This is a genomic window from Frigidibacter sp. (assembly GCF_030695035.1).
In the GTDB taxonomy this organism is placed as follows: Bacteria; Pseudomonadota; Alphaproteobacteria; order Rhodobacterales; family Rhodobacteraceae; genus Frigidibacter.
In genome coordinates this window covers 141,373-162,306 of record NZ_JAUYTT010000008.1, presented here as the reverse complement: position 1 = coordinate 162,306, position 20,934 = coordinate 141,373, and the positions used below count along the sequence as shown (strand labels likewise).

Annotated in this window: 27 protein-coding genes; 5 read left to right on the top strand and 22 right to left on the bottom strand. The window is 67.8% G+C overall.

What is annotated here, in order from left to right:
* Positions 1-9 precede the first annotated feature (9 nt).
* From Q8S30_RS04965 to fabD, 19 genes are all read right to left on the bottom strand, one after another.
* Entirely contained in the window at positions 10-672 is a 663-nt protein-coding gene (locus tag Q8S30_RS04965) for a phage tail tape measure protein (RefSeq protein ID WP_305664929.1), read from the bottom strand.
* A complete protein-coding gene (locus Q8S30_RS04960; protein WP_305664928.1) occupies positions 665-907 on the bottom strand; it encodes a rcc01693 family protein in 243 nt (80 codons plus the stop codon). Before Q8S30_RS04960 ends, Q8S30_RS04965 begins: the two co-directional genes overlap by 8 nt.
* Before the next feature lie 4 nt (positions 908-911).
* Positions 912-1,229 carry a gene transfer agent family protein gene (locus tag Q8S30_RS04955; RefSeq protein ID WP_305664927.1) on the bottom strand — a complete coding sequence of 106 codons (318 nt, stop codon included), beginning with the start codon at positions 1,227-1,229 and terminating at the stop codon, positions 912-914.
* Positions 1,229-1,642 carry a phage major tail protein, TP901-1 family gene (locus Q8S30_RS04950; protein WP_305664926.1) on the bottom strand — a complete coding sequence of 138 codons (414 nt, stop codon included), beginning with the start codon at positions 1,640-1,642 and terminating at the stop codon, positions 1,229-1,231. Before Q8S30_RS04950 ends, Q8S30_RS04955 begins: the two co-directional genes overlap by 1 nt.
* Positions 1,643-1,728: 86 nt before the next feature.
* A complete protein-coding gene (locus Q8S30_RS04945; RefSeq protein WP_305664925.1) occupies positions 1,729-2,136 on the bottom strand; it encodes a DUF3168 domain-containing protein in 408 nt (135 codons plus the stop codon).
* Positions 2,133-2,471: a head-tail adaptor protein gene (locus Q8S30_RS04940; protein WP_305664924.1), complete on the bottom strand. Its 339-nt coding sequence runs from the start codon at positions 2,469-2,471 to the stop codon at positions 2,133-2,135. Before Q8S30_RS04940 ends, Q8S30_RS04945 begins: the two co-directional genes overlap by 4 nt.
* Positions 2,468-3,076: a hypothetical protein gene (locus tag Q8S30_RS04935; protein WP_305664923.1), complete on the bottom strand. Its 609-nt coding sequence runs from the start codon at positions 3,074-3,076 to the stop codon at positions 2,468-2,470. The genes Q8S30_RS04940 and Q8S30_RS04935 overlap by 4 nt, the downstream gene beginning before the upstream one ends.
* Before the next feature lie 153 nt (positions 3,077-3,229).
* Entirely contained in the window at positions 3,230-4,435 is a 1,206-nt protein-coding gene (locus Q8S30_RS04930) for a phage major capsid protein (RefSeq protein WP_305664922.1), read from the bottom strand.
* Between the two features lie 105 nt (positions 4,436-4,540).
* A complete protein-coding gene (locus Q8S30_RS04925) occupies positions 4,541-5,089 on the bottom strand; it encodes an HK97 family phage prohead protease (protein ID WP_305664921.1) in 549 nt (182 codons plus the stop codon).
* 11 nt (positions 5,090-5,100) lie between these two features.
* The gene (locus tag Q8S30_RS04920; protein ID WP_305664920.1) at positions 5,101-5,334 is read right to left on the bottom strand and encodes a hypothetical protein; all 234 of its coding nucleotides are present in this window, start codon (positions 5,332-5,334) and stop codon (positions 5,101-5,103) included.
* Entirely contained in the window at positions 5,334-6,536 is a 1,203-nt protein-coding gene (locus Q8S30_RS04915) for a phage portal protein (RefSeq protein WP_305664919.1), read from the bottom strand. Before Q8S30_RS04915 ends, Q8S30_RS04920 begins: the two co-directional genes overlap by 1 nt.
* A gap of 40 nt (positions 6,537-6,576) precedes the next feature.
* Positions 6,577-7,947: a DNA-packaging protein gene (locus Q8S30_RS04910; RefSeq protein WP_305664918.1), complete on the bottom strand. Its 1,371-nt coding sequence runs from the start codon at positions 7,945-7,947 to the stop codon at positions 6,577-6,579.
* Complete coding sequence (locus tag Q8S30_RS04905) at positions 7,871-8,194, bottom strand: hypothetical protein (protein ID WP_305664917.1); 324 nt, start codon at positions 8,192-8,194, stop codon at positions 7,871-7,873. The genes Q8S30_RS04910 and Q8S30_RS04905 overlap by 77 nt, the downstream gene beginning before the upstream one ends.
* Positions 8,195-8,459: 265 nt before the next feature.
* A complete protein-coding gene (mltG, locus tag Q8S30_RS04900) occupies positions 8,460-9,659 on the bottom strand; it encodes an endolytic transglycosylase MltG (protein ID WP_305664916.1) in 1,200 nt (399 codons plus the stop codon).
* The gene (fabF, locus tag Q8S30_RS04895) at positions 9,659-10,921 is read right to left on the bottom strand and encodes a beta-ketoacyl-ACP synthase II (RefSeq protein WP_305664915.1); all 1,263 of its coding nucleotides are present in this window, start codon (positions 10,919-10,921) and stop codon (positions 9,659-9,661) included. The genes mltG and fabF overlap by 1 nt, the downstream gene beginning before the upstream one ends.
* Before the next feature lie 43 nt (positions 10,922-10,964).
* A complete protein-coding gene (locus tag Q8S30_RS04890; RefSeq protein WP_305664914.1) occupies positions 10,965-11,900 on the bottom strand; it encodes an arginase family protein in 936 nt (311 codons plus the stop codon).
* Between the two features lie 227 nt (positions 11,901-12,127).
* Positions 12,128-12,361, bottom strand: a complete 234-nt coding sequence (locus Q8S30_RS04885) for an acyl carrier protein (RefSeq protein WP_066009325.1) — start codon at positions 12,359-12,361, stop codon at positions 12,128-12,130.
* A 191-nt stretch (positions 12,362-12,552) separates the two neighbouring features.
* The gene (gene fabG / locus Q8S30_RS04880; protein ID WP_305664913.1) at positions 12,553-13,290 is read right to left on the bottom strand and encodes a 3-oxoacyl-ACP reductase FabG; all 738 of its coding nucleotides are present in this window, start codon (positions 13,288-13,290) and stop codon (positions 12,553-12,555) included.
* Between the two features lie 89 nt (positions 13,291-13,379).
* Complete coding sequence (fabD, locus tag Q8S30_RS04875; protein ID WP_305664912.1) at positions 13,380-14,321, bottom strand: ACP S-malonyltransferase; 942 nt, start codon at positions 14,319-14,321, stop codon at positions 13,380-13,382.
* A gap of 371 nt (positions 14,322-14,692) precedes the next feature.
* On the opposite strand from fabD, the gene Q8S30_RS04870 reads away from it, so the two are divergent.
* Positions 14,693-15,871, top strand: coding sequence for a cytochrome b/b6 domain-containing protein (locus tag Q8S30_RS04870; protein WP_305664911.1), 1,179 nt, complete (start codon positions 14,693-14,695; stop codon positions 15,869-15,871).
* Positions 15,872-15,941: 70 nt separating this feature from the next.
* On the top strand, positions 15,942-16,340 hold the full coding sequence (locus tag Q8S30_RS04865; protein ID WP_305664910.1) for a DoxX family membrane protein: 399 nt from the start codon (positions 15,942-15,944) through the stop codon (positions 16,338-16,340).
* A 52-nt stretch (positions 16,341-16,392) separates the two neighbouring features.
* On the opposite strand, the gene Q8S30_RS04860 is transcribed toward Q8S30_RS04865, so the two are convergent.
* Complete coding sequence (locus Q8S30_RS04860) at positions 16,393-16,968, bottom strand: YceI family protein (RefSeq protein ID WP_305664909.1); 576 nt, start codon at positions 16,966-16,968, stop codon at positions 16,393-16,395.
* A gap of 318 nt (positions 16,969-17,286) precedes the next feature.
* On the opposite strand from Q8S30_RS04860, the gene rpsF reads away from it, so the two are divergent.
* The 3 genes from rpsF to rplI are packed head-to-tail and all read left to right on the top strand — an operon-like array spanning position 17,287 to position 18,603.
* On the top strand, positions 17,287-17,751 hold the full coding sequence (rpsF, locus tag Q8S30_RS04855; protein WP_305664908.1) for a 30S ribosomal protein S6: 465 nt from the start codon (positions 17,287-17,289) through the stop codon (positions 17,749-17,751).
* A 27-nt stretch (positions 17,752-17,778) separates the two neighbouring features.
* On the top strand, positions 17,779-18,006 hold the full coding sequence (gene rpsR, locus Q8S30_RS04850) for a 30S ribosomal protein S18 (protein WP_066813893.1): 228 nt from the start codon (positions 17,779-17,781) through the stop codon (positions 18,004-18,006).
* Between the two features lie 12 nt (positions 18,007-18,018).
* Positions 18,019-18,603 carry a 50S ribosomal protein L9 gene (gene rplI / locus Q8S30_RS04845; protein WP_305664907.1) on the top strand — a complete coding sequence of 195 codons (585 nt, stop codon included), beginning with the start codon at positions 18,019-18,021 and terminating at the stop codon, positions 18,601-18,603.
* 105 nt (positions 18,604-18,708) lie between these two features.
* On the opposite strand, the gene Q8S30_RS04840 is transcribed toward rplI, so the two are convergent.
* Positions 18,709-19,245 carry an isochorismatase family protein gene (locus tag Q8S30_RS04840; RefSeq protein WP_305664906.1) on the bottom strand — a complete coding sequence of 179 codons (537 nt, stop codon included), beginning with the start codon at positions 19,243-19,245 and terminating at the stop codon, positions 18,709-18,711.
* A gap of 347 nt (positions 19,246-19,592) precedes the next feature.
* Positions 19,593-20,927, bottom strand: coding sequence for a trigger factor (gene tig / locus Q8S30_RS04835; protein WP_305664905.1), 1,335 nt, complete (start codon positions 20,925-20,927; stop codon positions 19,593-19,595).
* Positions 20,928-20,934 lie beyond the last annotated feature (7 nt).

Genomic DNA, 20,934 nt, shown 5'->3' with positions numbered 1-20,934 from the left:
TCTGCCGCCTCAGCGGTTGCGCTCGCCGCGCGACAGCGCCCGGCCCAGCTGTGCCGCGATCTGGCTCTGGCTGCGCGCGAACCCCGCCGCATCCGGCGTCGTCACGTTCATCACCACATTGACCGCCCGGCCCCCGCCCTGCGCCTGCACGCCAAGCCGCCCATCAGCGCCGCGTGTCAGCGGCAGGATCGCCTCGGGCCCCGCCTCGCCCATCAGCCCGCGGCCATTCCGCATCGGGAAGGTCACGGGCGAAGACACCACCCCGCCCTTGGCAAACGGCATCACTCGCCCTTGGGAAAAGCTGCCGCCCTTCTCGAAGGGAAACAGCCCGCTCATCAGGCTGTTCATGCCATTGGCAATGGCGCCCGCCGTCGCCGTCTGCACCGGTTTCATCGCAATCGCATAGACGCTGTCCGCCATCGACTGCGCCACGGTCCGCAGCGCATCCGACAGCTTCAGCCCGTCAAAAATCAGCCCGTCAAAGGCACTGCGCAGCCCGCGCCCGATGCCGGTGGTCAGCAGCGACACCTCGCGGCTGGTGAAGGTCATGCTCTCCTGCATCCGCAGAAGCTCTTCGCCAAAGGCCGCGGTCATCGCCTCGGCCCCGATCAGCGCCCGCTCCAGATCCGCCGCCTGCCGCGCCAGATCGTCCATGCCGTCCACATCATCCATCGCCGCCCCCATCCTTGCTCTCTGCCGCCTTCAGCAGGTCCGGCCCCCCTGCCCGCGCCGCGGGCAAATCCGGCCACCTTCGTGCCAGGTCTTCCAACCGAGCCCGCGTCAGCGGCCCCGCCCCGGCCTCGGCGCCCAGCATGATCGCCAGCTCTGCCGGGGTCAGCCGCCAGAACTGCTCCGGCATCAGCCCCAGCCCCCGCAGCCCCGCCCGCATCAATCCCGGCCAATCCATGTCTTCACCCAGGCGGCAGCGCGAAGGCCCGCGCCAGCAGCTCTGCCGCCACCCGCGCCGCCTCGACCGGCCCGCCGCCGATCTCCACCGTGCGCAGATCCCCCGCGCTCCCCTCCCAGCCGCCGCCGCGCAGCCCCGCCACCAGCAGCGCCAGCACGTCGCGGCTGGAAAACCGCCCCCCCTCGAACCGCTCCACCAGCGCGATCAGGCTGTCCTCGGCCAGCGCCGCCTCCAGCTCGGCCAGCGCGCCCAGCGTCAGCTTGGCCAGATGCCGCTGCCCATCCAGCCAGACCGCGACCTCGCCCGCCCAAGGATTGGCCATCACAGCGCCACGAAGCTGAGAACGCCCGCCGAGGCCAGCGACAGCTCATAGCTCGCCTCGCCATTATGGCTGCCGGCATATTCGATCGCGGTGATCTGGAACGGCCCCTGCACGATGCCGAAATCGGGGATGATCACCTGGAACTGCGGCACCTCGCCGTCAAAGAAGATCTGCCGCGCCCGCTCATCCGTCGCCTGGTCCTTGAAGATGCCAGAGCCGGAGATCGAGGCCGACTTCACCCCCGCCCCCGCCAGCAGCTCGCGCCAACCGCCGGTGCTCTCGAGGCTGGTCACATCGACCGTCTCGGCGTTGAAGCTGATGCGCGTGGCGCGCAGGCCCGCGATGGTCTCGAATTGCAAGCCCCCGGTGAGGTCGAGCTTGATGAGCAGGTCTTTGCCGTTCTGCGCAGCCATTTGGGTCACTCCGGATATGTGGCCGGCGGCCGGGGGCGCTGCCCCCGGACCCCCGGGATATTTTCGCCAAAACGAAGATGAAAAGGTCAGTCCTCGATGCGGGCGCGAAAGCTGAGGTCGATGCGGCGCATCTCGCCGGTCTGCACCCGCCTTGCGCGGGCCTTGAGGAACCAGAGCCCGACCAGATGGCCGCGGACCAAGGTCAGCGGCGCGTCGGTGAGGGCGTCCGACACCGCGGTCGCCACCGCCTTGGCCTGCTGAAAGCCAGAGGCATCGGTCACGATGCTGATGGTGAACTCATGCAGCGCGCCGCCGCCCGTGACGTCGGAGGCATCGCGCACATCTTCCGGGCCGAGGCTGACATAGGTGCCCGTCACCGTGCCGGGCGGCACCGCGTCAAAAATGGCCGGGCCGATCAGCGCCGCCAGCGCGGCATCCGCGCTCAGCCTCTGGAACACCGCCGCCTGCAGGGCGGCGCCGCTTGCATAGCTCATGACGGCACCTCCTCGCGGGCAAAACAGGTCAGGTAGGCGGCGCGGGCATCCGCCTCGGTCACCGCCAGAATGCGGAACAGCCGGGCACCGTCGCGCAGACGCTGGTCGGGGCGGGGGCGCGAGGCCGCGCCCATCGGCGCGCCGCGCACCGTGATGCGGTAGGGCACGGTGGAGAGGGTCACGAACTCCCCCGCCCGCTCTGCCCCGGTCCCCGCCACCACGCTGGCCCAGAGCGTGCCAAGCACGCTCCAAGCTGTGGTGAAGCCCCCCGCACCATCCGGCACACGCTGCATCTCTTCCAGCACCAGCCGCCGGTTCAGGACCGGAACCGTCATGGCCGCGCCCCCGACGGGCGGCCGCCCAACACCCGCACCGTGCGCCAGCGCTCGATCAGCGCCATCACCCCAAACGGCATCGCGCTGGCAACCCCCGCCTCATGCCGCCGCTCATGATACTGCGCCGCCAGCAGCAGCACTGCCTGCCGCAGATCGACCGGCACATCGGCCCAGGCGGGCCCGAAGCCGGCGGTGAAGGCGATCTCGGCCGTCCCGCCCAGCGGGATCCCCGCCAGCATCGCCCCCGTCGCCACGATCCGCGGCCGGTGCGCATCCCGCACCAGCCGCCAGCGGCCCGGGTCGATGACGCTCGCCGCGCCCTCCCGGTCCCGCATGGTGACCGAGGCCACGGCAATCACTGGCGCCACCGGCAGTGCTTGCTCATCCAGCTCGCGCCAGCCCTCCAGCTGCCACAGGAACTCCCGCGCCAGCAGGATCTTCGCCGTCCGCCCCTCGATCGCGGCCAGCGCCGCCCGTAGGTGGCTTTCCAGGATCGCATCCTGCGCGGCATCATCGGCAAAGCCGGTGCCAAGGCGCAGATGCTCACGCATCTCGGCCAGCGGCAGGGCCTGCACCGGCACCACGGTCTGCTCGGTCAACATCATCGGCTCTGTCCTCACAAAAACTGCCGCCCCCAAGGAGCGGACGCGAACCCTTCACCCCCCCGCTCGGACGGAGGGAGCAGCTAGACGGAAGGGTGGGCTCCGGCCCGCGCCCGCTACGGCCCGGGAGTTTCCCGGGCCGATCTGGTCACCCGCTTACGACAGCGCGAACTTCAGCAGCTTGATCGCCGCGAAATCCGACACGTCGCCGCCGACGCGCTTGGAGGCGTAGAACAGCACATGCGGCTTGGCCGAGAACGGGTCGCGCAGGATGCGCAGGTCCGGGCGCTCGGCAATGGTGTAGCCGTTCTTGAAATCGCCGAAGGCGATGGCATAGGCATTGGCGGCGATATCGGGCATGTCCTCGGCGATCAGCACCGGATAGCCCATCAGCCGCGCCGGCTCGCCCGCCTGCAGCCCGTCCGACCACAGGAAGCGGCCATCGGCATCCTTCATCTTGCGCACCGCGCCGGCGGTCTTCGAATTCATCACGAAGGTTGCATTGGCGCGGTATTCCGCCTCCAGCGCATAGACCAGATCGACGATGGCATCGCTGGCGTTCAGCGAGGCGAAATCACCCGCGGCGCCCGTCGCCACATAGCCAAGGCTGCCCCAGGCCCAGGAGGCATCGGCCACCTTGGTATGGGTCAGGAAGCCCTTGGGCTTGTCGGCGCCATCGCCCGAAACGAAAGCCGCAGCCTCGGCACGGGCGAACTTGTCGGCAATGCGGTTAGCCAGCCAGCTTTCGATGTCAAACGCGCTGTCATCCAGCAGACGCTGGCTGGCCTTCGGCATCGCCGACAGCTCGTGCAGCGGAATGCTGATGCGGTCGATCTGCGGCGTGGTGGTCTCGGTCAGCGTGGCGGTCTCGCTGGCCCAGCCAGAGCCCATGTCGGTGTGATCGACCAGCACATCGAAGCTCGTCGCTTCGACATTGACGACACTCGCCACCTGGCGCAGCGACGAGGTCGCCTTCAGCACGCCGCGGATGGTTTCGGACGTGACCGGATCGACCAGATAGCCGCCCTCGGCCGCAACCTGGCTGTTCAGCGCCTTGCCTTCCAGCTGCAGATTGCGCAGCCCGTCATCATCGCCGCAGCGCAGGTAGGCGGCGAATGCCTTGGCGTGCGGCACCTCGTCCTGTACCGCGGCCGACAGCGCCGGGCGCGAGGGGGACAGGGGGGAGTAGTTCTTGCGATCCAGCATGGTCAGTCGCTCTTCCTGTTGTTGAAGCCTGCATTTCATCTCGGTCCGAAAGCCCCGAAGTTCGCTCAGGAACCCGGTCAGCGCCGCCGTCGCCTCAGTGACGGGCTCAGCGGGCATGGCTCCGCCGGCCCCAGACATCGTCTCGGTCTTGGTCATCGTTTCACCCTTGGATTTATCGGTCCCGCCGCCGGCAGTCCCCTCACTCGTCCGGTCCGCACCGCCCGCGCGGACCGTCCCGGCATCCCGCCCAGGCGCCGCCCGTCAGCGCTGCGCCAGTTCTGCCCGCGCCCGGTCCAGCGCATCGGTCAGCGCGCGCCACTCATCCCCGGTGCTCTTGGCTTCCGCCACCCGCGCCTCCGGCAGCATCGGGAAGGTCACCAGCGACACCTCCCACAGCTCCAGCACCTTCAGCCGCCGCCGCCCGCCCGCATCCTTGGCGGCGGTGACAGTGCGATAGCCGATCGACAGCCCGTCAATCGCTCCCGCCGCGATCAGTGCCGCCGCCTCGCGCCCCTGCGCCACGTCGGTCAGCAGCCGCCCGCTGACCCACAGCCCGCGCCCATCCTCGCGCACCTCGTCCCACACGCCGATGGGCGCGGCCGGATCATGCTGCCACAGCATCTTCACCCGCCCGCCAGAGGCCGCGAGCCGCGCCAGACTCGCGCCATAAGCCCCCGGCTCCACCACATCGCCGCCCTGATCCACCGCCCCGAAGACCGAGGCATAGCCGGCGATGACAGTCCCGTCCGTCACGCTCACATCCCCGCCCAGCCGGCACAGCTTGGTTTCCAGCCCGAATTGCGTTCGCATCCTTGGTTTCCTCACTTCGGGCTGTAATCCAGCACCGATTGCACCGCCTGGGTCAGGATCACCCCGACCACGCCATAGACCGTCATCCACAGCCGCCGCTCGAGCCCTTCGATCATCGCCTCGATCCGCTCCAGCCGCTTCTCGACGCCGGCAAACTGCAGCGCCATGATCCGCTCGGTCGCCTCGAACCGCTGCTCATGCACCTCGAACGGCGCCTTCAGATAGCGCGAGCCCTCGCCGTCCATCACGCGCCATCCAGCGCCAGCGGCGGCAGCCCCAGCAGGCTGCGCTTTTCCGCATCGCTCAGGAACAGCGCCTCGCCGACCCGCTGCCACAGCTGGTCGCGCTCGGCCGCCAGCGCCGGGATCTGGTCGGGGTCCGGCCGCAGTTCCACCGCTGCCCCGGCAAAGCCTGACAGCCAATGGCTGATCGCCGCCGTCACCCGCGTCGCCAGCGGCAGCACCGTCAGCCGATAGAACGCCCGGTGCGCCTCCTGGTAATTCGCGTAGGTCGCATCCCCCGGTATCCCCAGCAGCATCGGCGGCACCCCGAAGGCCAGCGCGATCTCGCGCGCCGCCGCCTCCTTGGTCTTCTGGAACTCCATGTCGGACGGCGAGAACCCCATCGGCTTCCAGTCCAGCCCCCCTTCCAGCAGCATCGGCCGCCCGGCATTGCGCGCGCCCTGATGGTGCATCTCCATCTCGCTCACCAGCCGGTCATACTGGTCCGCCGACAGCTGCCCCTGCCCATCCGCGCCCTTGTAGACGATGGCGCCCGAGGGGCGCGCCGCATTGTCCAGCAGCGCCTTCGACCAGGCGCTGGCGCTGTTATGCACATCCACCGCCACCGCCGCCGCCTGCATGGGGCTCAGCCCGTAATGGTCATCCTGCGGATGGAAGCTGCGGATATGGCAGATCGGGTCCGGCTCGCCGGTCATGTCGAACCGGTGCTTGCGCGCCCCGACGGTGTAATCATAGGCCACCGGCCAGCCATCCGCCCCCGGCACGATGCTCATCCGGTCCGACCGCAGCACATGCAGCTCGCCCGGCAACAGCGCCTCGCCGCCGCCCACCGCCTCCAGATACCCGTTCCCCGACAGCAGCATCTGGCCATAAAGCGCCTCGAGCAATTCCGCCCGGCCCTGCAGCGGGTTCGGGCGCCGGATCAGCTCCAGCATCGGATGCGCCTCATAGCGGCAATCGGCATCCTGGCACAGCAGCGGCACCGCCGCCGCCGCCTCGGCCACCAGCTTCACGCAGCGAAAGCCCACCGGGTTGCCGGTAAACCCGATCCGCGTCAGCGTCGCGGTATCCCGCGCGCTCCAGGCCACGCGGCCCGATCCCGCCACACCCCAGGCCACCACCCGCCCGGTGGCCGAGGCCTTCGCCTCTGGCACCGCAGGCAAAGCTCCGCCAGTCCCGGAACGCCGGAAAAAGTCAAACACCATGTCGATCTCCTGAAACTGGTTGCCGCCCGGCCTACAAAGGCTAAAGCCCCCGCACCTGCGGCCGCCGGTATTGCGCCGCCGGCGCGATCATCAGCTCGTGCAGCGCCCAGACCAGCGCATCCACCCGGTCGGGGCTGCCGCGCCCCTCATAGCCGCGCAGGCTCATGCGGCACATCTGGTCCTCCAGCGTACCCAGCCCGCGCAGGTGATGCACCCGCCCCTGCTCGTACAGCGCGGCGATGGGCTCGGCCCGCGCCGCCTTGCCGCGGCTCGCGCGCACCATCTTCAGGGGCACCAGCGGGTCGATCTGCCGGATCACCTCGGCCACCAGATCACCGCCCTGATTGACCTCGGCTACCAGCCGGTCGGCCCCGTGCCGCGCCATCGCCGCCAGCGCCACCTCGGCCCATTGCCCAGGGGCGGCGGCGCGCAGGCTGCAATCCTCCAGCACCCAGGCGCGCCAGTCCTTCGGCGCCCCCGCCTGCTCGATCCCCACCACCACGATGCCGCATTCGTCCGACCCGGCATGCCCCGTCACCGGCGGGTCCACCGCCACCACCACCCGGTCCAGCTTCGGCGCCCCGTCCCGCCGCGCCGCCTCGATGCCAGCGGTCGTCCACAGCGCGCCCTCCACATCCTCCAGCAGCACCCCGTCCAGCTCCTGCCGCCCGGTCCGCGTCCCGGCATAGCGGCTGCGCACCTCTTCAAGGAACGACGCGGCCAGATAGGCCCGGTTCGCCTCGGTCGGCGCATGGGTCATCACCGTCGAGGGGTTCTTCAGGATCGCCTTCAGCACCGACACGTTCTTCGGCGTCGTCGTCACCACCTGCTGCGGATGCGAGCCAAGGCGCAGCGCAAACTGCAGCATGTCCCAGACCTCGCCGCCCTTCTTCCACTTCGCCAGCTCATCAACCCAGGCCGCATCGAATTGCGGCCCGCGCAGGCTGTCCGGCTCCTGCGCCGAATAGACCGTCGCCACCGCGCCATTCGGCCAGACCAGCCGCCGCCGCGTCGCCTCCCATTCGGGGCGCCGGTCGGGGGGCGAGCACGCCAGAATCCCGCTATCCCCGAACACCATCACGTCGCGCACCTGATCGAAGGTCTCGCCCACCAGCGCCACCCGCTTGGCGCGCCCGGCATCCAGCGGCCGCGGCCCCTCCACCTGCATCCGCACCCATTCGGCCCCGGCCCGGGTCTTGCCCGCGCCGCGCCCGCCCATGATCACCCAGGTCTTCCAGGCCCCCTCGGGCGGCAACTGATGCGGCAGCGCCCAGAACTCGAACAGCCAGGGCAGCGCCATCAAGGCCCCGTCCCCCAGCCCGTTCAGAAATTCGTCAATCTGTTCCGGCCTCGCGCAGGCGAGCCAGGCGGCGCCCGATTTCAGCGCGTGCAGCGTCGAAGTCGAGCGCATAGTCGTGAACGATCCCTGCGGTCTGGCGTCCAAGCTTTTCAACGCGCGTCCTTTCTTCCATCGCCATCTGGAAGGCCGATCTCAGGTCACGGACCGAAACCGCCGCCTCCTTGGCCTTCTGGTAATTGCCAATCTTGATCTCGCGGATCACCCAGCCCAGGCTGCGCGCCGCATCGTCAAAATGCTCCAAGGTCTCCTCAAGCAGATGCTTCGGAGCCGTATCCCCTGCGGGAAAGATCAGTGTCATGTGGTCGGTGCGCCCCTCTCATGCCGTCCGCACGAGAGAAATGAAAAAGCGGCGCCGGGTTGCCCCCTCGCCGCTCGCCCACTTCTTCTAGCATGTCACAAGTGATGCCACAGACCGGGCGCCGAGTCAAGTTTTCTCGTTTGCGATCAAGGGCTTGGCCGAACGGTCCGTTAACGGATCTTCATGTGATACATTAAAAACCCCGCGCAGACCGTTGATCTGGCGGGGTTTTCCGTTTTCGCAATAGTTAACGCCAATACGTTCGTCAGTCTGCGGGCGGAGCCTCCGCCGGCTGCACCGTCTGCGGCACCGCCTGCTCGCCCTGCTGCCGCTCGATCTCGCGCCAGCGCGCCACGTTCTGGTTATGCTCGTCCAGCGTGCGCCCGAACGCATGGCCCCCAGTGCCATCGGCCACGAAATAGAGGTAATCCGACTCCTCCGGGTCCAGCGCCGCCGCAATCGACTCGCGCCCCGGATTGGCAATCGGCGAAGGCGGCAGCGCATCGATCACATAGGTGTTGAACGGCGTCTCGCGGCGCAGCTCGCTCTGCCGCAGCCCGCGGCCCAAGGCCCCTTGGCCATTGGTAATTCCATAGATCACCGCCGGGTCCGTCTGCAGCCGCATCCCCTGCCGCAGCCGGTTTACGAACACGCTCGCCACCCGCCGCCGCTCCGACGCAACCCCGGTTTCCTTCTCGATCAAGGATGCCATGATCAACGCCTCTTCCGGCGTCTCATAAGGCAGCCCCTCAACCCGGCTCGCCCACAACTCCTCCAGCGCCGCCGCCTGCCGCCGCGCCATCTCATCGAGCACGGTCTGCCGCGCGGTGCCCCGCGTCACCTCATAGCTGTCCGGCGCCAGCGAGCCCTCGGGCGGCACATCGCCCAGCTCGCCTTGCAGGAACTCCGCCCGCTTCAGCGCCTCGACCACCTGCCAGCTCGTCGCGCCCTCCGCCAGCGTCACGCGGAACCGCACATCGGTACTTTCCGCAATGTTCACATAGGCTTCCGGGGCCGCCGTCACCGCCGGATCGAACTTCGCCACTTCCACATAACGGTTGGTCTCGGGGTCCAGCTCGCGCACCAGCACCTCGGCCACCAGCACCCCGATCCGGTAGTTGATCTCGGTCCCGCAGGTCGATTGCCCGCCCTTGGTGATCGCATCCACGATCTCGGTCATCGAGGCATTCGGGGTGATGAGGTAGGAGCCGAACTTCAGCTGGTCCGCCCGCTCGGTGTAATCCGCGCCGACGCGAAACACATAGCCCGAGGTGATCGCGCCCTGCGCTTCAAGGTTGTCCGAAACCCTGCGCAGGCTCGACCCTTGCTCCACCCGCAGACACACCGCTTGGCTCAGCGGCCCCGGCTGCGTGAACTGCCGCTGCCCCCAGGCGACAACGCCGCCCGCCGCGATCAGCAGCACAATGGCCAGCGTCAGGAAATTCGATGCAATGGAACGCCACATCAGCCTGCCACCTTGCCCAGCACCAGGCTGGCATTGGTGCCGCCAAAGCCGAAGCTGTTGGACAGCGCCACATCGATCTTGCGCGGCACCGCCTTGTTGGGTGCCAGATCCAGCTTGGGCTCCACCGCCGGATTATCAAGGTTGATCGTCGGCGGCGCGATCTGATCGCGCAGCGCCAGCACGCAGAAGATCGCCTCCACCGCGCCCGCAGCGCCCAGCAGGTGCCCGATGCTCGACTTGGTCGAAGACATCGTGGTCGCCGCCGCCGTGTTGCCCATCAGCCGTTCCACCGCCGCCAGCTCGATCGTGTCGGCCATGGTCGAGGTGCCATGCGCGTTGATGTAATCCACATCCGCCGGTGTCAGCCCCGCCCGCTTCAGCGCCGCCGACATGCTGCGGAACGCGCCATCGCCATTCTCGGCCGGCGCGGTGATGTGATAGGCATCGCCCGACATGCCATAGCCCAGAACCTCGGCATAGATCTTGGCGCCGCGGGCCTTGGCGTGCTCGTATTCCTCCAGCACCACCACGCCCGCGCCCTCGCCGATCACGAACCCGTCGCGGTCGGCATCATAGGGGCGGCTGGCCTTGGTCGGCTCGTCCGCGCGCTTGGTCGACAGCGCCTTGCAGGCGTTGAAGCCGGCCACGCCGATCTCGGAGATCGGGCTTTCGGTGCCGCCCGCGATCATCACATCGGCGTCGCCCCACTGGATCAGCCGGCTGGCATCACCAATGGCATGGGCGCCGGTCGAACAGGCCGTCACCACCGCATGGTTCGGCCCCTTGAAGCCATAGCGGATGGAGACCTGCCCCGAGACGAGGTTGATCAGCGCGCCCGGGATGAAGAAGGGCGACACCCGCCGCGGACCCTTGTCGCGGATCAGAAGCGCGGTTTCGGCGATGGAGTTCAGCCCGCCGATGCCCGATCCGATCATCACGCCGGTGCGCTCGCGCCCCTCGTCATCTTGCGGAAGCCAGCCGCTATCCTCGACCGCCATCTGCGCGGCGGCCATCCCGTAGAGGATGAAGTCATCCACCTTGCGGCGGTCCTTCGGCTCCATCCAGTCATCGGGGTTGAAGGTGCCGTCGCTGCCATCGCCATACGGCACTTCGCAGGCATATTTCGTCAGCACATTGGTTGCATCGAACCGGGTGATCGGGCCCGCGCCCGACTGCCCGTCCAGAAGCCGCGACCAGGTCGCCTCCACTCCGCAAGCCAGCGGCGTGACCATACCCAGCCCAGTGATAACCACCCGACGCATCGGCTTCTCCCGTATCCAGTTCCTGCCTTCGTGGCACCTGATACTAGGCTTGGCCCTGACGCGCAACAATCCCAAGGACCGCCGCCAGCAGCTGCGCGGCAACCAGCGCCCCCTGCCCGTCGATATCCCGCTCGGGCATGAACTCCACCATGTCGAAGGCGACGATGCGCCCCTTCGCCGCCGCCCCGGCAATGAGTTCGACGGTGTCCCAATAGCTTAGCCCGCCCGCCGTGCGCCCGATGACGCCCGGCATGATGGCGGGGTCCAGCGCGTCGCAATCGAGGCAGATGATGATCTCGGCCCCCTCCGGGATCGCGGCCAGCGCGCGGGCGAGCCCCTCCCGCGCCACCTCGCGCGCCGGAACGAAGGTCACGCCCCAGTCGGTGGCATCCGCCACGTCGCTGACCCGGGCAGAGCCGATGCCGCGCTGGCCGACCTGCACGATGCGCTCCACATGGCTCATCTCGGACGCGCGGCGCATGGTGGAGGACAGGCCAAGCGGCTCGCCCTCCACCTCCTGCCGCCAGTCCACATGTGCGTCGATCTGCAAGATGGTGACCTGCCGCCCGGCAAAGGCCTCGATCATCGGGATCGGCACGGAATCATCGCCCCCCAGCAGCAGCGGGACGCCGCCCCTGGCGAGCACCTGCGCCACCGCCTCGCGGATGCGGTCGCGGTTCCCCGGCCCATCGCCATCCACCTGCGGCAGATCGCCGAGGTCGACCGCAACCGCACCCTCCGGCAGCACCGGGCCGCCAAGGTCGAAGTTCATGTGGCTGAGATTCGCCGCATATTGCGCCCCGCCCGCCCGGATCGCCGCCGGCCCGCCCGCGCAATAGGCGCCGACACTGGGATAGGAGGTGCAGGCCCCGGCCCCGAGGATCGCGGCGCCGCCGGTGAAGCTGGCGAGGTCACCCTTGGGCAGGCCCATGAAGGTGTCGGTCTCGCCTGCGCCGAACATCTTGCCGAGTGTTGCCATCTGCCGTGTCTCCCCTTGGTTTGGAGGGAGCCTTGCCGAGGGGGCGCGGGATGTCCAGAGGGGCCGCCCGTGGCTGGCGCCGGGGGGCCGTCTGCCCCCCGGACCCCCCGAGGATATTTGGACCAAAACGAAGGGGAAAAGGGCGCAGAACGGAAAAGCGGCGCCCGTTTTGGGGCGCCGCTTTGAATGCAATTCCTTGGCTGTGTCCGGCGGGCCGGACGGGCCGATCAGGAGGCTTCGGTGATGAACTTGACCGCGTCGCCGAAGGTCTGGATGGTCTCGGCCGCGTCATCCGGGATCTCGATCCCAAACTCTTCCTCGAAGGCCATCACCAGCTCGACCGTGTCGAGGCTGTCCGCGCCCAGATCGTCGATGAACGAGGCGTTCTCGGTCACCTTGTCCTCTTCGACGCCGAGATGCTCGACGACGATCTTCTTCACGCGATCAGCGATGTCGCTCATGTCTTGTCCTCACTATGCGGGCATTCCGCCCTGTCCGTCCGTTGCTCGCCTCCGAGCGGTTTCCACCCCGTCGCAGGGGCGCCCCGCAGCGTGCCAAAAGGCACCCTCCGGTCCGTCTGCGCCGCCTATAGCACAGTGTCGTATGAAGGCAACCGCTTTCGCAAGTGCGAAAAGTGGTGCCTTCCGGCAGGTCAGATCATCGCCATTCCGCCATTCACATGCAAGGTCGCGCCAGTGACATATCCGGCCTCGGAGCTGGCCAGATAGAGCACGGCGGCGGCAATCTCGTCCGGGCTGCCCATGCGGCCCGCGGGGATCTGGGTCAGGATCTTGCCCTTCTGGTCGTCATTCAGCTTGTCGGTCATCGCCGTGGCGATGAAGCCCGGGGCCACGCAGTTCACAGTAATGCCCCGGCTGGCAACCTCATAGGCGAGGCTTTTGGACATGCCGACGAGCCCGGCCTTGGCGGCGGCGTAATTGCCCTGCCCGGGGTTGCCGGTGGTGCCGACGATCGAGGTGATGTTGACGATACGGCCCCAGCGGGCCTTCATCATGCCGCGCAAGACGCCGCGGCAGAGGCGGAAGCTGGAGGTGAGGTTCACGTCCAGCACCGATTGCCATTCGTCATCCGACATCCGCATGAAGAGGTTGTCGCGTGTGATCCCGGCATTGTTGACGAGGATGTCGACCGCGCCCATGGCCGCAATGGCCTGCTTGGGCAGCGCCTCGACGGCCCCGGGGTCGGAGAGGTTGGCGGCCAGTACATGGGCGCGCTCGCCAAGTTCCGCGGCCAACTCTTCCAGCGGCGCGGTGCGGGTGCCCGACAGCGCGACCGCGGCGCCGGCCTTGTGCAGGGCACGCGCGATATCGGCGCCGATGCCGCCCGAAGCGCCAGTGACCAGCGCCGATTTTCCCGTCAGATCGAACATGCGTTCCTCCATGTCTGTTGGTTTGGCCATAACAGCGCGCGGGGCGGCGCGCTACCCACCCGCGCGCGGAGGCACTAAGCGCTGAAGCGTCAGCGCTTCGCGGCCAGCACATCCTCGGGCGTGCCGACGGCGCGGGTGGTGGTGCCGGGCGCGATGCGGCGGATCATGCCGGAGAGGGCCTTGCCCGCCCCGATCTCCCAGAACTCGGTCACGCCCTGCGCCGCCATCCAGGCCACGCTCTCGCGCCAGCGGACCGAGCCGGTGACCTGCGCGACCAGCAGCGCGCGGATGTCACCCGGGTCCGTGACCGCCTCGGCGCGGACATTGGCCACCAGCGGCACTTGCGGCACGCGGATGGTGACGCCCGCCAGCGCCGCCGCCATCGCCTCGGCGGCGGGCTGCATCAGCGCGCAGTGGAAGGGGGCGGAGACGGGCAGCAAGATTGCGCGCTTGGCGCCCTTGGCCTTGGCGATGTCCAGCGCGCGTTCCACCGCGGCCTTGTGGCCCGAGATCACCACCTGCGCCGGGTCATTGTCATTGGCGGCCTGGCAGACCTCGCCGCCCGGGCCTGCCGCGACCGCCTCGCGCGCCACGGCATCGGCGGCGGCGAAGTCGAGCCCCAGCAGGGCGGCCATCGCACCGACGCCGACCGGCACGGCCTGCTGCATGGCGCGGCCGCGCAGTTGCAGAAGGCGGGCAGTGTCGGTCAGCGTCAGGCTGCCGGCGGCGCAGAGGGCGGAGTATTCGCCAAGGCTGTGGCCGGCGACATAGGCGGCGGAGGTGACCTCAATGCCTTCGGCCTCCAGCGCGCGCAGGGCGGCGAGGGAGGTGGCCATCAGCGCCGGCTGCGCATTCTCGGTCAGGGTCAGCGCCTCGATATCGCCCTCCCAGATCAGTGCGGACAGGTTCTGGCCAAGCGCCGCATCCACCTCGTCGAAGACCGCGCGGGCGGCAGGATAGGCCATCGAAAGCGCCCGGCCCATGCCGATGGTCTGGGCGCCCTGCCCGGGGAATACGAATGCGCGGGTCATCGGGGTCTCCTCCAAAGTGGCCGTTCGGGCCTTTGGGCGCGGTTTACAGCGGCGCGGGGCAGCGCACAACAGGGGGAGAGTTGTGGGTTGGGCCATCATCTCTGGCCCCCCCCCGTTCTGCGGCTCTGTTTCCGGCGCGACCGCGCCGGTTGCCCGGAGGCGCAAGCCGCAGGGCAAGGGGTCATCAACTCGCGCAAGCGGTGCCAAATTCTGCAAGGCAACTGTTGCGACGGAATGCATGTGTCATCTCTGAGGAGAGACACCCCCGAATGCCGCAGCGCCGCACAGTCGTGGTGCGCCGGTCGGGATGGGCGCGCGGCACCTTAAGGAGTATCTCTCCCCAAGCCACGCTTCAGCCCCCCGGAGACCCCATGATCGCCAATACCCCCACCAGCTATGGCAGCCTTGCCCGCGCCCTGCATTGGCTGACCGCCCTCCTGATCCTCACCGCGATTGGCCTCGGCCTCTACGCCGGCACCCTGCCCGACGGATCGCAAGCCGAGGTCTCGCGGCTGATCACCGTCTATTCGCTGCACAAGACCATCGGCGTCGCCGCCTTCTTCACCGCCATGGTGCGGATCCTTTGGGCGCTGGTCCAGCCGCGCCCTGCCCCGTTGCATCCGGACCGGCGGTCCGAGACGCTGGCGGCCGAGGTGGTGCATTGGGCGCTTTATGGCGCGATGCTGGTGATGCCGCTGTCGGGCTGGGTCTATCATTCGGCGGTGGTTGGCTTCGCGCCGATCCTCTGGCCCTTCGGGCAGGCGCTGCCGCTGGTGCCGCTGTCCGAGGCGGTGGCGGGCGCGGCCAAGGCGGTGCACCACAGCTCGGCGCTGGTGCTCTATGCCGCCATCGGGCTGCATGTGCTGGGGGCGCTGAAGCACGCGCTGATCGACCGCGATGCGACTCTGGCGCGGATGACGCGGGGCGTTTCGGGCGGGGTTTCGGCGGAGCACGGGACCTTTGCGGCACCCGTGCTGGCGCTGCTGGTCTGGGCGGCGGTGATCGGGTTTGGCGTGGTCACTCCGGCCGGGAAGGCGCCCGAGGCGGCACCGGCGCCGGTCGCCAGCGCCTCCGAATCCGGCTGGACGGTGACCGAGGGCACGCTGGGGATCGCGCTGAAACAGATGGGCGCCTCGGTCAGCGGCGGCTTCACCGGCTGGACCGCCGCGATCGACTATGACGAGGCCACCCGGACCGGCGATGTGACAGTGACGATCCCGGTCACGGGGCTGACGCTGGGATCGGTCACGCCGCAGGCGCTCGGGCCGGACTTCTTCGATGCCGAGGCCCATCCGACCGCGGTGTTCTCGGCGCAGATTGCGGACGAGGCTGGCAGCCTTGTTGCCACCGGCACGCTCGACCTGCGCGGGATGACGGTGCCGGTCACCCTGCCCTTCACGCTTGAGATTGCGGGCGACACTGCCACCATGACCGGCAGCACCACGCTAGACCGCCGCGATTTCGGCATGGGCGCGAGCTATCCGGACGAGAAGACCGTGGGCTTCACCGTGCAGGTGGATGTGGCGCTGACGGCGGTGCGCGCGCCGTAACGGCGGACGGCGGGTGGCTTCCGCCGCGCCGCGGCGCTAGGGTGCGCCGAGCCAAGCAGGAGCCCCCGCCATGCCTGAATTTTCCGACGTCCTCGCCTATGCCGCGCTGTCGCTGGGGCGGCTGCTCCTAGGCGGCTATTTCGTCGCCAGCGGGCTGCGCCATCTGGCGATGCGGGACCGGATCGCCGCCGATCTCGTGGCGCGCGGAATGCCGCAACCGATGACATTGGCGATGGCTGCGGCAGGGTTCCAGATCGTTCTGGGCGCGCTGCTGGGGCTGGGGCTGATGGTGACGCTGCCGGCCCTGCTGCTGGCGCTGTTCACCGGCGCCGTCAGCGCCGGGATGCTGAACTTCTGGACAATGGCAGAGCCCGAGCGCGACGCGGCGCAGGCGGCCTTCCTCGGTAACGTCGCGGTGGTGGGCGGGCTGATCCTTGCGGCGGCAACGCCCTGGGTGCGGTTCGGGTGAACGCAAAAGGGGCCGCCCTTTCAGGCGGCCCCTTTGCTGTCACGCGGGTGGCTTATTCGGCCTTCATCGCCTCGACCGAGATCATCACTTCGACCTCATCCGAGACGTAGGGGGCGAAGAGGCCGAGGTTGTAGTCCGAGCGCAGCAAGGTCACGGTCGCGTCGAACCCGGCCCATTCCTTGTTCTCCATCGGGTGCATGCCGGCCTGGTTCAGCTTGGCATCCAGCACGACTTCCTTGGTCACGCCGTTCAGCAGCAGATCGCCGGTGATCAGGGCGGTGTTGTCGCCGGTGACTTCGATGCCGGTCGAGGTGAAGGAGACGGTCTTGTCCTCGGTGGCGCCGAAGAAGTCGGGCGACATAAAGTGCTCGAAGCGGCCTTCCCAGCCGGTCAGCATCGTGGTCACCGGGAAGGAAACGGTCACGGACGACGCGGCCGGGTCTTCCTGGTCGAACAGGATCTCACCCTCGAAGCCCGAGAACATGCCGGTGCCGGTCGAGAAGCCGAGGTGGTTGTAGGTGAACACGATCTGGCTGTGGCTCGCATCGAGCTTGTAGGCCTCGGGGGCGGCAAAGGCCGGGGCGGCGAGGGTGGCCAGAGCGAGGGCGGCGGGGGCGAGGAACTTCATGGGCGCAATCTCCTGCGAAGGGGGGTAACTGATGGCGGGAAGGTGCCCGTTTCGCAGGTGCAGCACAATTCGGCAGGGGCCAACATGGCTTGTGCGATGGCGCACCGATCTGCGCGGAACATCGCGGATGTTTGGGCCAAGCTGCACATATCCGCCGCAGGGCTAAGCCCGCCCGCCAAGCCTCACCGCGCTTGTGCCCCGGGCGGCTTCGTGTATAAGGCCCCATCCTTCCGCACATTGGCAACCAGCGCAGCCTCTCGTGGCGGGACGCGGAAGGATGGCCCGCCGTTGAAGTGCGCTATAGAAACAGGAGCATACATGCCGCTTTACGAGCATGTTCTCATCGCGCGTCAGGATCTGTCCAACGCGCAGGCCGAAGGCCTCGTCGAACACTTCTCGACCGTTCTCGCCGACAATGGCGGATCGGTTGTCGGCTCCGAATACTGGGGCGTGAAGACGATGGCCTACAAGATCAACAAGAACCGCAAGGGCCACTATGCCTTCCTGCGCACCGACGCCCCGGCGGCGGCTGTGCAAGAGATGGAACGCCTGGCCCGTCTGCATGATGACGTGATGCGCGTCCTGACCATCAAGGTTGATGGCCATGACGAAGGTCCGTCGGTGCAGATGCAGCGCCGCGACGACCGGGGCGACCGCCCTGATCGCGGCGACCGGGGTGACCGTCCGGACCGCGGCGATCGTGGCGACCGGGGTGACCGGGGCGGCGACCGCGGCGATCGTGGTGGCGACCGCGGTGGTGACCGCGGCGGCTTCCGTCGTTGATCTGGGCTTGAGGAAAGAACCATAACCATGGCCAACAAACCGTTTTTCCGCCGTCGCAAGGTCTGCCCGTTCTCGGGCGACAACGCGCCGAAGATCGACTACAAGGACGTCCGTCTGCTGCAGCGCTATGTTTCCGAGCGCGGCAAGATCGTCCCTGCCCGTATCACCGCCGTTTCGGCCAAGAAGCAGCGTGAGCTGGCCCGTGCGATCAAACGCGCCCGCTTCCTCGCCCTGCTTCCCTACGCCGTGAAGTAAGGAGAGAGGCACATGCAAGTCATCCTTCTGCAACGCGTGGCCAAGCTTGGCCAGATGGGCGAAGTCGTCAACGTCAAGGACGGCTACGCGCGCAACTTCCTGCTGCCGCAAGGCAAGGCACTGCGTGCGAACGACGCCAACATCAAGTCGTTCGAGACCCGCAAGGTCCAGCTCGAGACCAACAACCTCGAGAGCAAAAAAGAAGCCGAGGCGCTGGCTGAAAAGCTGGACGGCCAGACCTTCGTGGTGATTCGCTCGGCATCGGATGCCGGCGCTCTCTACGGTTCGGTCACGCCGCGCGACGCCTCCGACGCCGCAACCGCGGCCGGCTTCACCGTGGACCGCAAGCAGGTCGTGCTGATCCGTCCGATCAAGGACCTCGGTCTGCATGACGTGTCGGTGGTGCTGCACCCCGAAGTGACCGTGACCATCGTCATGAACGTCGCCCGCTCGGCTGAAGAAGCCGAATTGCAGGCCTCGGGCAAGTCGATCAAGGAACTGGCCGCCGAAGCCGAAGCGGCTGCCGATTTCGAGGTCTCGGAACTGTTTGACGAAATGGGCGCCGAGAACGACTTCGACCCCCGCGACGAACGCTGAGCCGCAAGGCACGCGCAAGATTGGCCGCGTCCGGGGAACCCCGGGCGCGGCTTTTTTGTGGGGGGTGGGGGGGCAAGCTCCTGTGCTGGCGAAGGATGTGCCGAGCTACACGGGCAACAGGGCCGAGGCCTCAACAACCCGGGCAAAGTCGGCTTCGAGATGCGCCATCGTCACGTCAAAGATCGTGCGCGCCGACAGCCCTGCGCTGGGCAGGTCGAAGCCGATCACGGCATCGCTGACAACCGTCATGGTGAAGCCGAGATCAGAACCGGCCCGCACCGTCGAGTTGACGCAGAAGCCCGCGACGGCTCCCACTACCGCAAGATCCGTAATTCCGTGGTCCCGCAGCCAGGCGGCCAGATCGGTTGACGCGAAGCCTGACGAGGTGGTCTTGAGGAAAACCGGCTCCCCAGCCGTAGCTTCGGCACAGGCCATGGGCGGATAGCCGGCCGCATCGGCATGGAGCGGGGAGGCAGGATCGGAATCCCGGTGACGGATGTGAAGGACGGGCTGCCGGCGCTCACGGAATGCCGCCGCAAGGGCCGCGATCTTGGCCGGAGCCGAAGCGTTCACGCAATCGCGCCCGCCCTCGATCCGGTGCTGCATTTCCATCTGCATGTCGATGATGAGCAGAGCCTGCATGATGATGCCTCCTGGGGGGGTCCGTGGCTCCCCCTAGCACCTCGGCGAAGAACCGCAAAGGCGCAGACGCCACCCCAAGCGTTGTGCCGGTCCAGAGGGCAGCGCCCGGCCGCCGGGTGGGCGAGCAGCGCTCGTTCTCGGCGCTTTATGGTGCGGCTTACCTCCACCGGCGTTCTGCGCGGAACGGTTGAGTAGCGCCCGCCCGAGGGGGCGGACGGGCGCTGCCCGGCGGCGCCAAGGCGCCTTGATTCCGGGCAAGAGGGCGGTTGGCCCTGCCGAAGATCCAAAAAAAGGCCGCCCCTCGCAGGGCGGCCTCTTGCAGTCCAAAAGCCCTTGGCCCCGAACGATCAGATCTCGTCCAGCGCCTCGATGGCCTTTTGCAGGTCGTCCTTGCCGATCTCCTTGTCGGTGACCGTGGCGCCCGCAACGATGAAGTCCACGACCTTGTCTTCGAAGATCGGGGCGCGCAGCTGCTGTTGCACCTGGGCGTTCTTCTGCACAAATTCGAAGAACGCGCGCTCCTGCCCCGGATACTGGCGCGCCTGCGCCAGAACAGCCTGGGTCATCTCGGCATCGGTCACTTCGATCTTCTGCTTGCGGCCGATCTCGGCCAGCAGCAGGCCAAGGCGCACGCGGCGCACGGCGAGCGACTTGTGCTCGTCCGTCACCTCGACATGGCCGTGGTTGTGGTCGTGCACTTCGGGGTTTTCTTCGTGCCACAGCTGGTGGGCGATCTGGCCGGCTTCGGCCTCGACCAGTGCGGCCGGAAGATCGAAGGTCACCAGACCGTCAAGCTGGTCCAGCAGCGCGCGCTTGAGCACGGCGCGGGCGGCGCCCTTGTATTCGGACTCGAGCCGTTCCGAGATCTGGGCCTTCAGCGCGTCCAGATCGTCGGCGCCGAATTTCTTGGCCAGCTCGTCATTGATCTCGGCGGCTTTTGGCGACTTGACCTCCTTGATCTTGCATTCGAACACGGCGTCCTTGCCGGCCAGATGCGCCGCGCCATATTCGGCGGGGAAGGTCACTGTCACGTTCTTCTCTTCGCCGGTCTTCACGCCGATCAGCTGCTCTTCAAAGCCCGGGATGAACGAGCCAGAGCCCAGAACCAGCGGATAGTCTTCCGCGGCGCCGCCCTCGAAGGGCTCGCCATCGACCTTGCCGAGGAAGTCGATCACCACCTGATCGCCATCTTTCGCGGCCGAGGTCTTCTTGCGCGGCTCGTAATCTTGGGATGATTTGGCAAGGTTTTCCAGGGCTTCGGTCACCGAAGCCTCATCGGCCTTCACCACCAGACGCTCCAGCGTCACGGTCGAGGTGTCCAGATCCGGGATCTCGGGCAGCGCGTCATAGCTCATCGCCACGACGACATCCTCGCCCTCTTTCCAGGTCTCCCCATCTTGCATCTCGACCTTGGGCTGCATCGCCGGGCGGTCGCCGGTGGCCTCGAAATGGTCCTTCATGGCGCCGTCAATGGCGTCCTGCATGGCCTCGCCCATCAGACGCTGCCCATACTGCTTGCGCAGCAGTGCCATCGGCACCTTGCCTTTGCGGAAGCCCTTCATCTCGATCTCGGGCTGTGCCTCGACGAGTTTCTCGTTGACTTTCGTTTCCAGCTCGGCGGCGGTGAGCGTGATGGTGTAGCCGCGCTTGAGGCCGTCTTTCAGGGTCTCGGTGACCTGCATTCTTGTC

What these genes read in the sequence shown, in the direction of transcription:
- Q8S30_RS04840 (WP_305664906.1), bottom strand. Translation starts at nt 19,245, where the DNA reads ATGCAGGCTCTGCTCATCATCGACATGCAGATGGAAATGCAGCACCGG.
- Q8S30_RS04885 (WP_066009325.1), bottom strand. Translation starts at nt 12,361, where the DNA reads ATGAGCGACATCGCTGATCGCGTGAAGAAGATCGTCGTCGAGCATCTC.
- fabF (WP_305664915.1), bottom strand. Translation starts at nt 10,921, where the DNA reads ATGCGTCGGGTGGTTATCACTGGGCTGGGTATGGTCACGCCGCTGGCT.
- rplI (WP_305664907.1), top strand. Translation starts at nt 18,019, where the DNA reads ATGCAAGTCATCCTTCTGCAACGCGTGGCCAAGCTTGGCCAGATGGGC.
- rpsF (WP_305664908.1), top strand. Translation starts at nt 17,287, where the DNA reads ATGCCGCTTTACGAGCATGTTCTCATCGCGCGTCAGGATCTGTCCAAC.
- Q8S30_RS04955 (WP_305664927.1), bottom strand. Translation starts at nt 1,229, where the DNA reads ATGGCCAATCCTTGGGCGGGCGAGGTCGCGGTCTGGCTGGATGGGCAG.
- Q8S30_RS04945 (WP_305664925.1), bottom strand. Translation starts at nt 2,136, where the DNA reads ATGAGCTATGCAAGCGGCGCCGCCCTGCAGGCGGCGGTGTTCCAGAGG.
- Q8S30_RS04860 (WP_305664909.1), bottom strand. Translation starts at nt 16,968, where the DNA reads ATGAAGTTCCTCGCCCCCGCCGCCCTCGCTCTGGCCACCCTCGCCGCC.
- Q8S30_RS04960 (WP_305664928.1), bottom strand. Translation starts at nt 907, where the DNA reads ATGGATTGGCCGGGATTGATGCGGGCGGGGCTGCGGGGGCTGGGGCTG.
- Q8S30_RS04965 (WP_305664929.1), bottom strand. Translation starts at nt 672, where the DNA reads ATGGATGATGTGGACGGCATGGACGATCTGGCGCGGCAGGCGGCGGAT.
- tig (WP_305664905.1), bottom strand. Translation starts at nt 20,927, where the DNA reads ATGCAGGTCACCGAGACCCTGAAAGACGGCCTCAAGCGCGGCTACACC.
- Q8S30_RS04930 (WP_305664922.1), bottom strand. Translation starts at nt 4,435, where the DNA reads ATGACCAAGACCGAGACGATGTCTGGGGCCGGCGGAGCCATGCCCGCT.
- Q8S30_RS04865 (WP_305664910.1), top strand. Translation starts at nt 15,942, where the DNA reads ATGCCTGAATTTTCCGACGTCCTCGCCTATGCCGCGCTGTCGCTGGGG.
- fabD (WP_305664912.1), bottom strand. Translation starts at nt 14,321, where the DNA reads ATGACCCGCGCATTCGTATTCCCCGGGCAGGGCGCCCAGACCATCGGC.
- Q8S30_RS04905 (WP_305664917.1), bottom strand. Translation starts at nt 8,194, where the DNA reads ATGACACTGATCTTTCCCGCAGGGGATACGGCTCCGAAGCATCTGCTT.
- Q8S30_RS04950 (WP_305664926.1), bottom strand. Translation starts at nt 1,642, where the DNA reads ATGGCTGCGCAGAACGGCAAAGACCTGCTCATCAAGCTCGACCTCACC.
- Q8S30_RS04935 (WP_305664923.1), bottom strand. Translation starts at nt 3,076, where the DNA reads ATGATGTTGACCGAGCAGACCGTGGTGCCGGTGCAGGCCCTGCCGCTG.
- Q8S30_RS04870 (WP_305664911.1), top strand. Translation starts at nt 14,693, where the DNA reads ATGATCGCCAATACCCCCACCAGCTATGGCAGCCTTGCCCGCGCCCTG.
- Q8S30_RS04940 (WP_305664924.1), bottom strand. Translation starts at nt 2,471, where the DNA reads ATGACGGTTCCGGTCCTGAACCGGCGGCTGGTGCTGGAAGAGATGCAG.
- rpsR (WP_066813893.1), top strand. Translation starts at nt 17,779, where the DNA reads ATGGCCAACAAACCGTTTTTCCGCCGTCGCAAGGTCTGCCCGTTCTCG.
- Q8S30_RS04925 (WP_305664921.1), bottom strand. Translation starts at nt 5,089, where the DNA reads ATGCGAACGCAATTCGGGCTGGAAACCAAGCTGTGCCGGCTGGGCGGG.
- Q8S30_RS04920 (WP_305664920.1), bottom strand. Translation starts at nt 5,334, where the DNA reads ATGGACGGCGAGGGCTCGCGCTATCTGAAGGCGCCGTTCGAGGTGCAT.
- fabG (WP_305664913.1), bottom strand. Translation starts at nt 13,290, where the DNA reads ATGTTCGATCTGACGGGAAAATCGGCGCTGGTCACTGGCGCTTCGGGC.
- mltG (WP_305664916.1), bottom strand. Translation starts at nt 9,659, where the DNA reads ATGTGGCGTTCCATTGCATCGAATTTCCTGACGCTGGCCATTGTGCTG.
- Q8S30_RS04915 (WP_305664919.1), bottom strand. Translation starts at nt 6,536, where the DNA reads ATGGTGTTTGACTTTTTCCGGCGTTCCGGGACTGGCGGAGCTTTGCCT.
- Q8S30_RS04890 (WP_305664914.1), bottom strand. Translation starts at nt 11,900, where the DNA reads ATGGCAACACTCGGCAAGATGTTCGGCGCAGGCGAGACCGACACCTTC.
- Q8S30_RS04910 (WP_305664918.1), bottom strand. Translation starts at nt 7,947, where the DNA reads ATGCGCTCGACTTCGACGCTGCACGCGCTGAAATCGGGCGCCGCCTGG.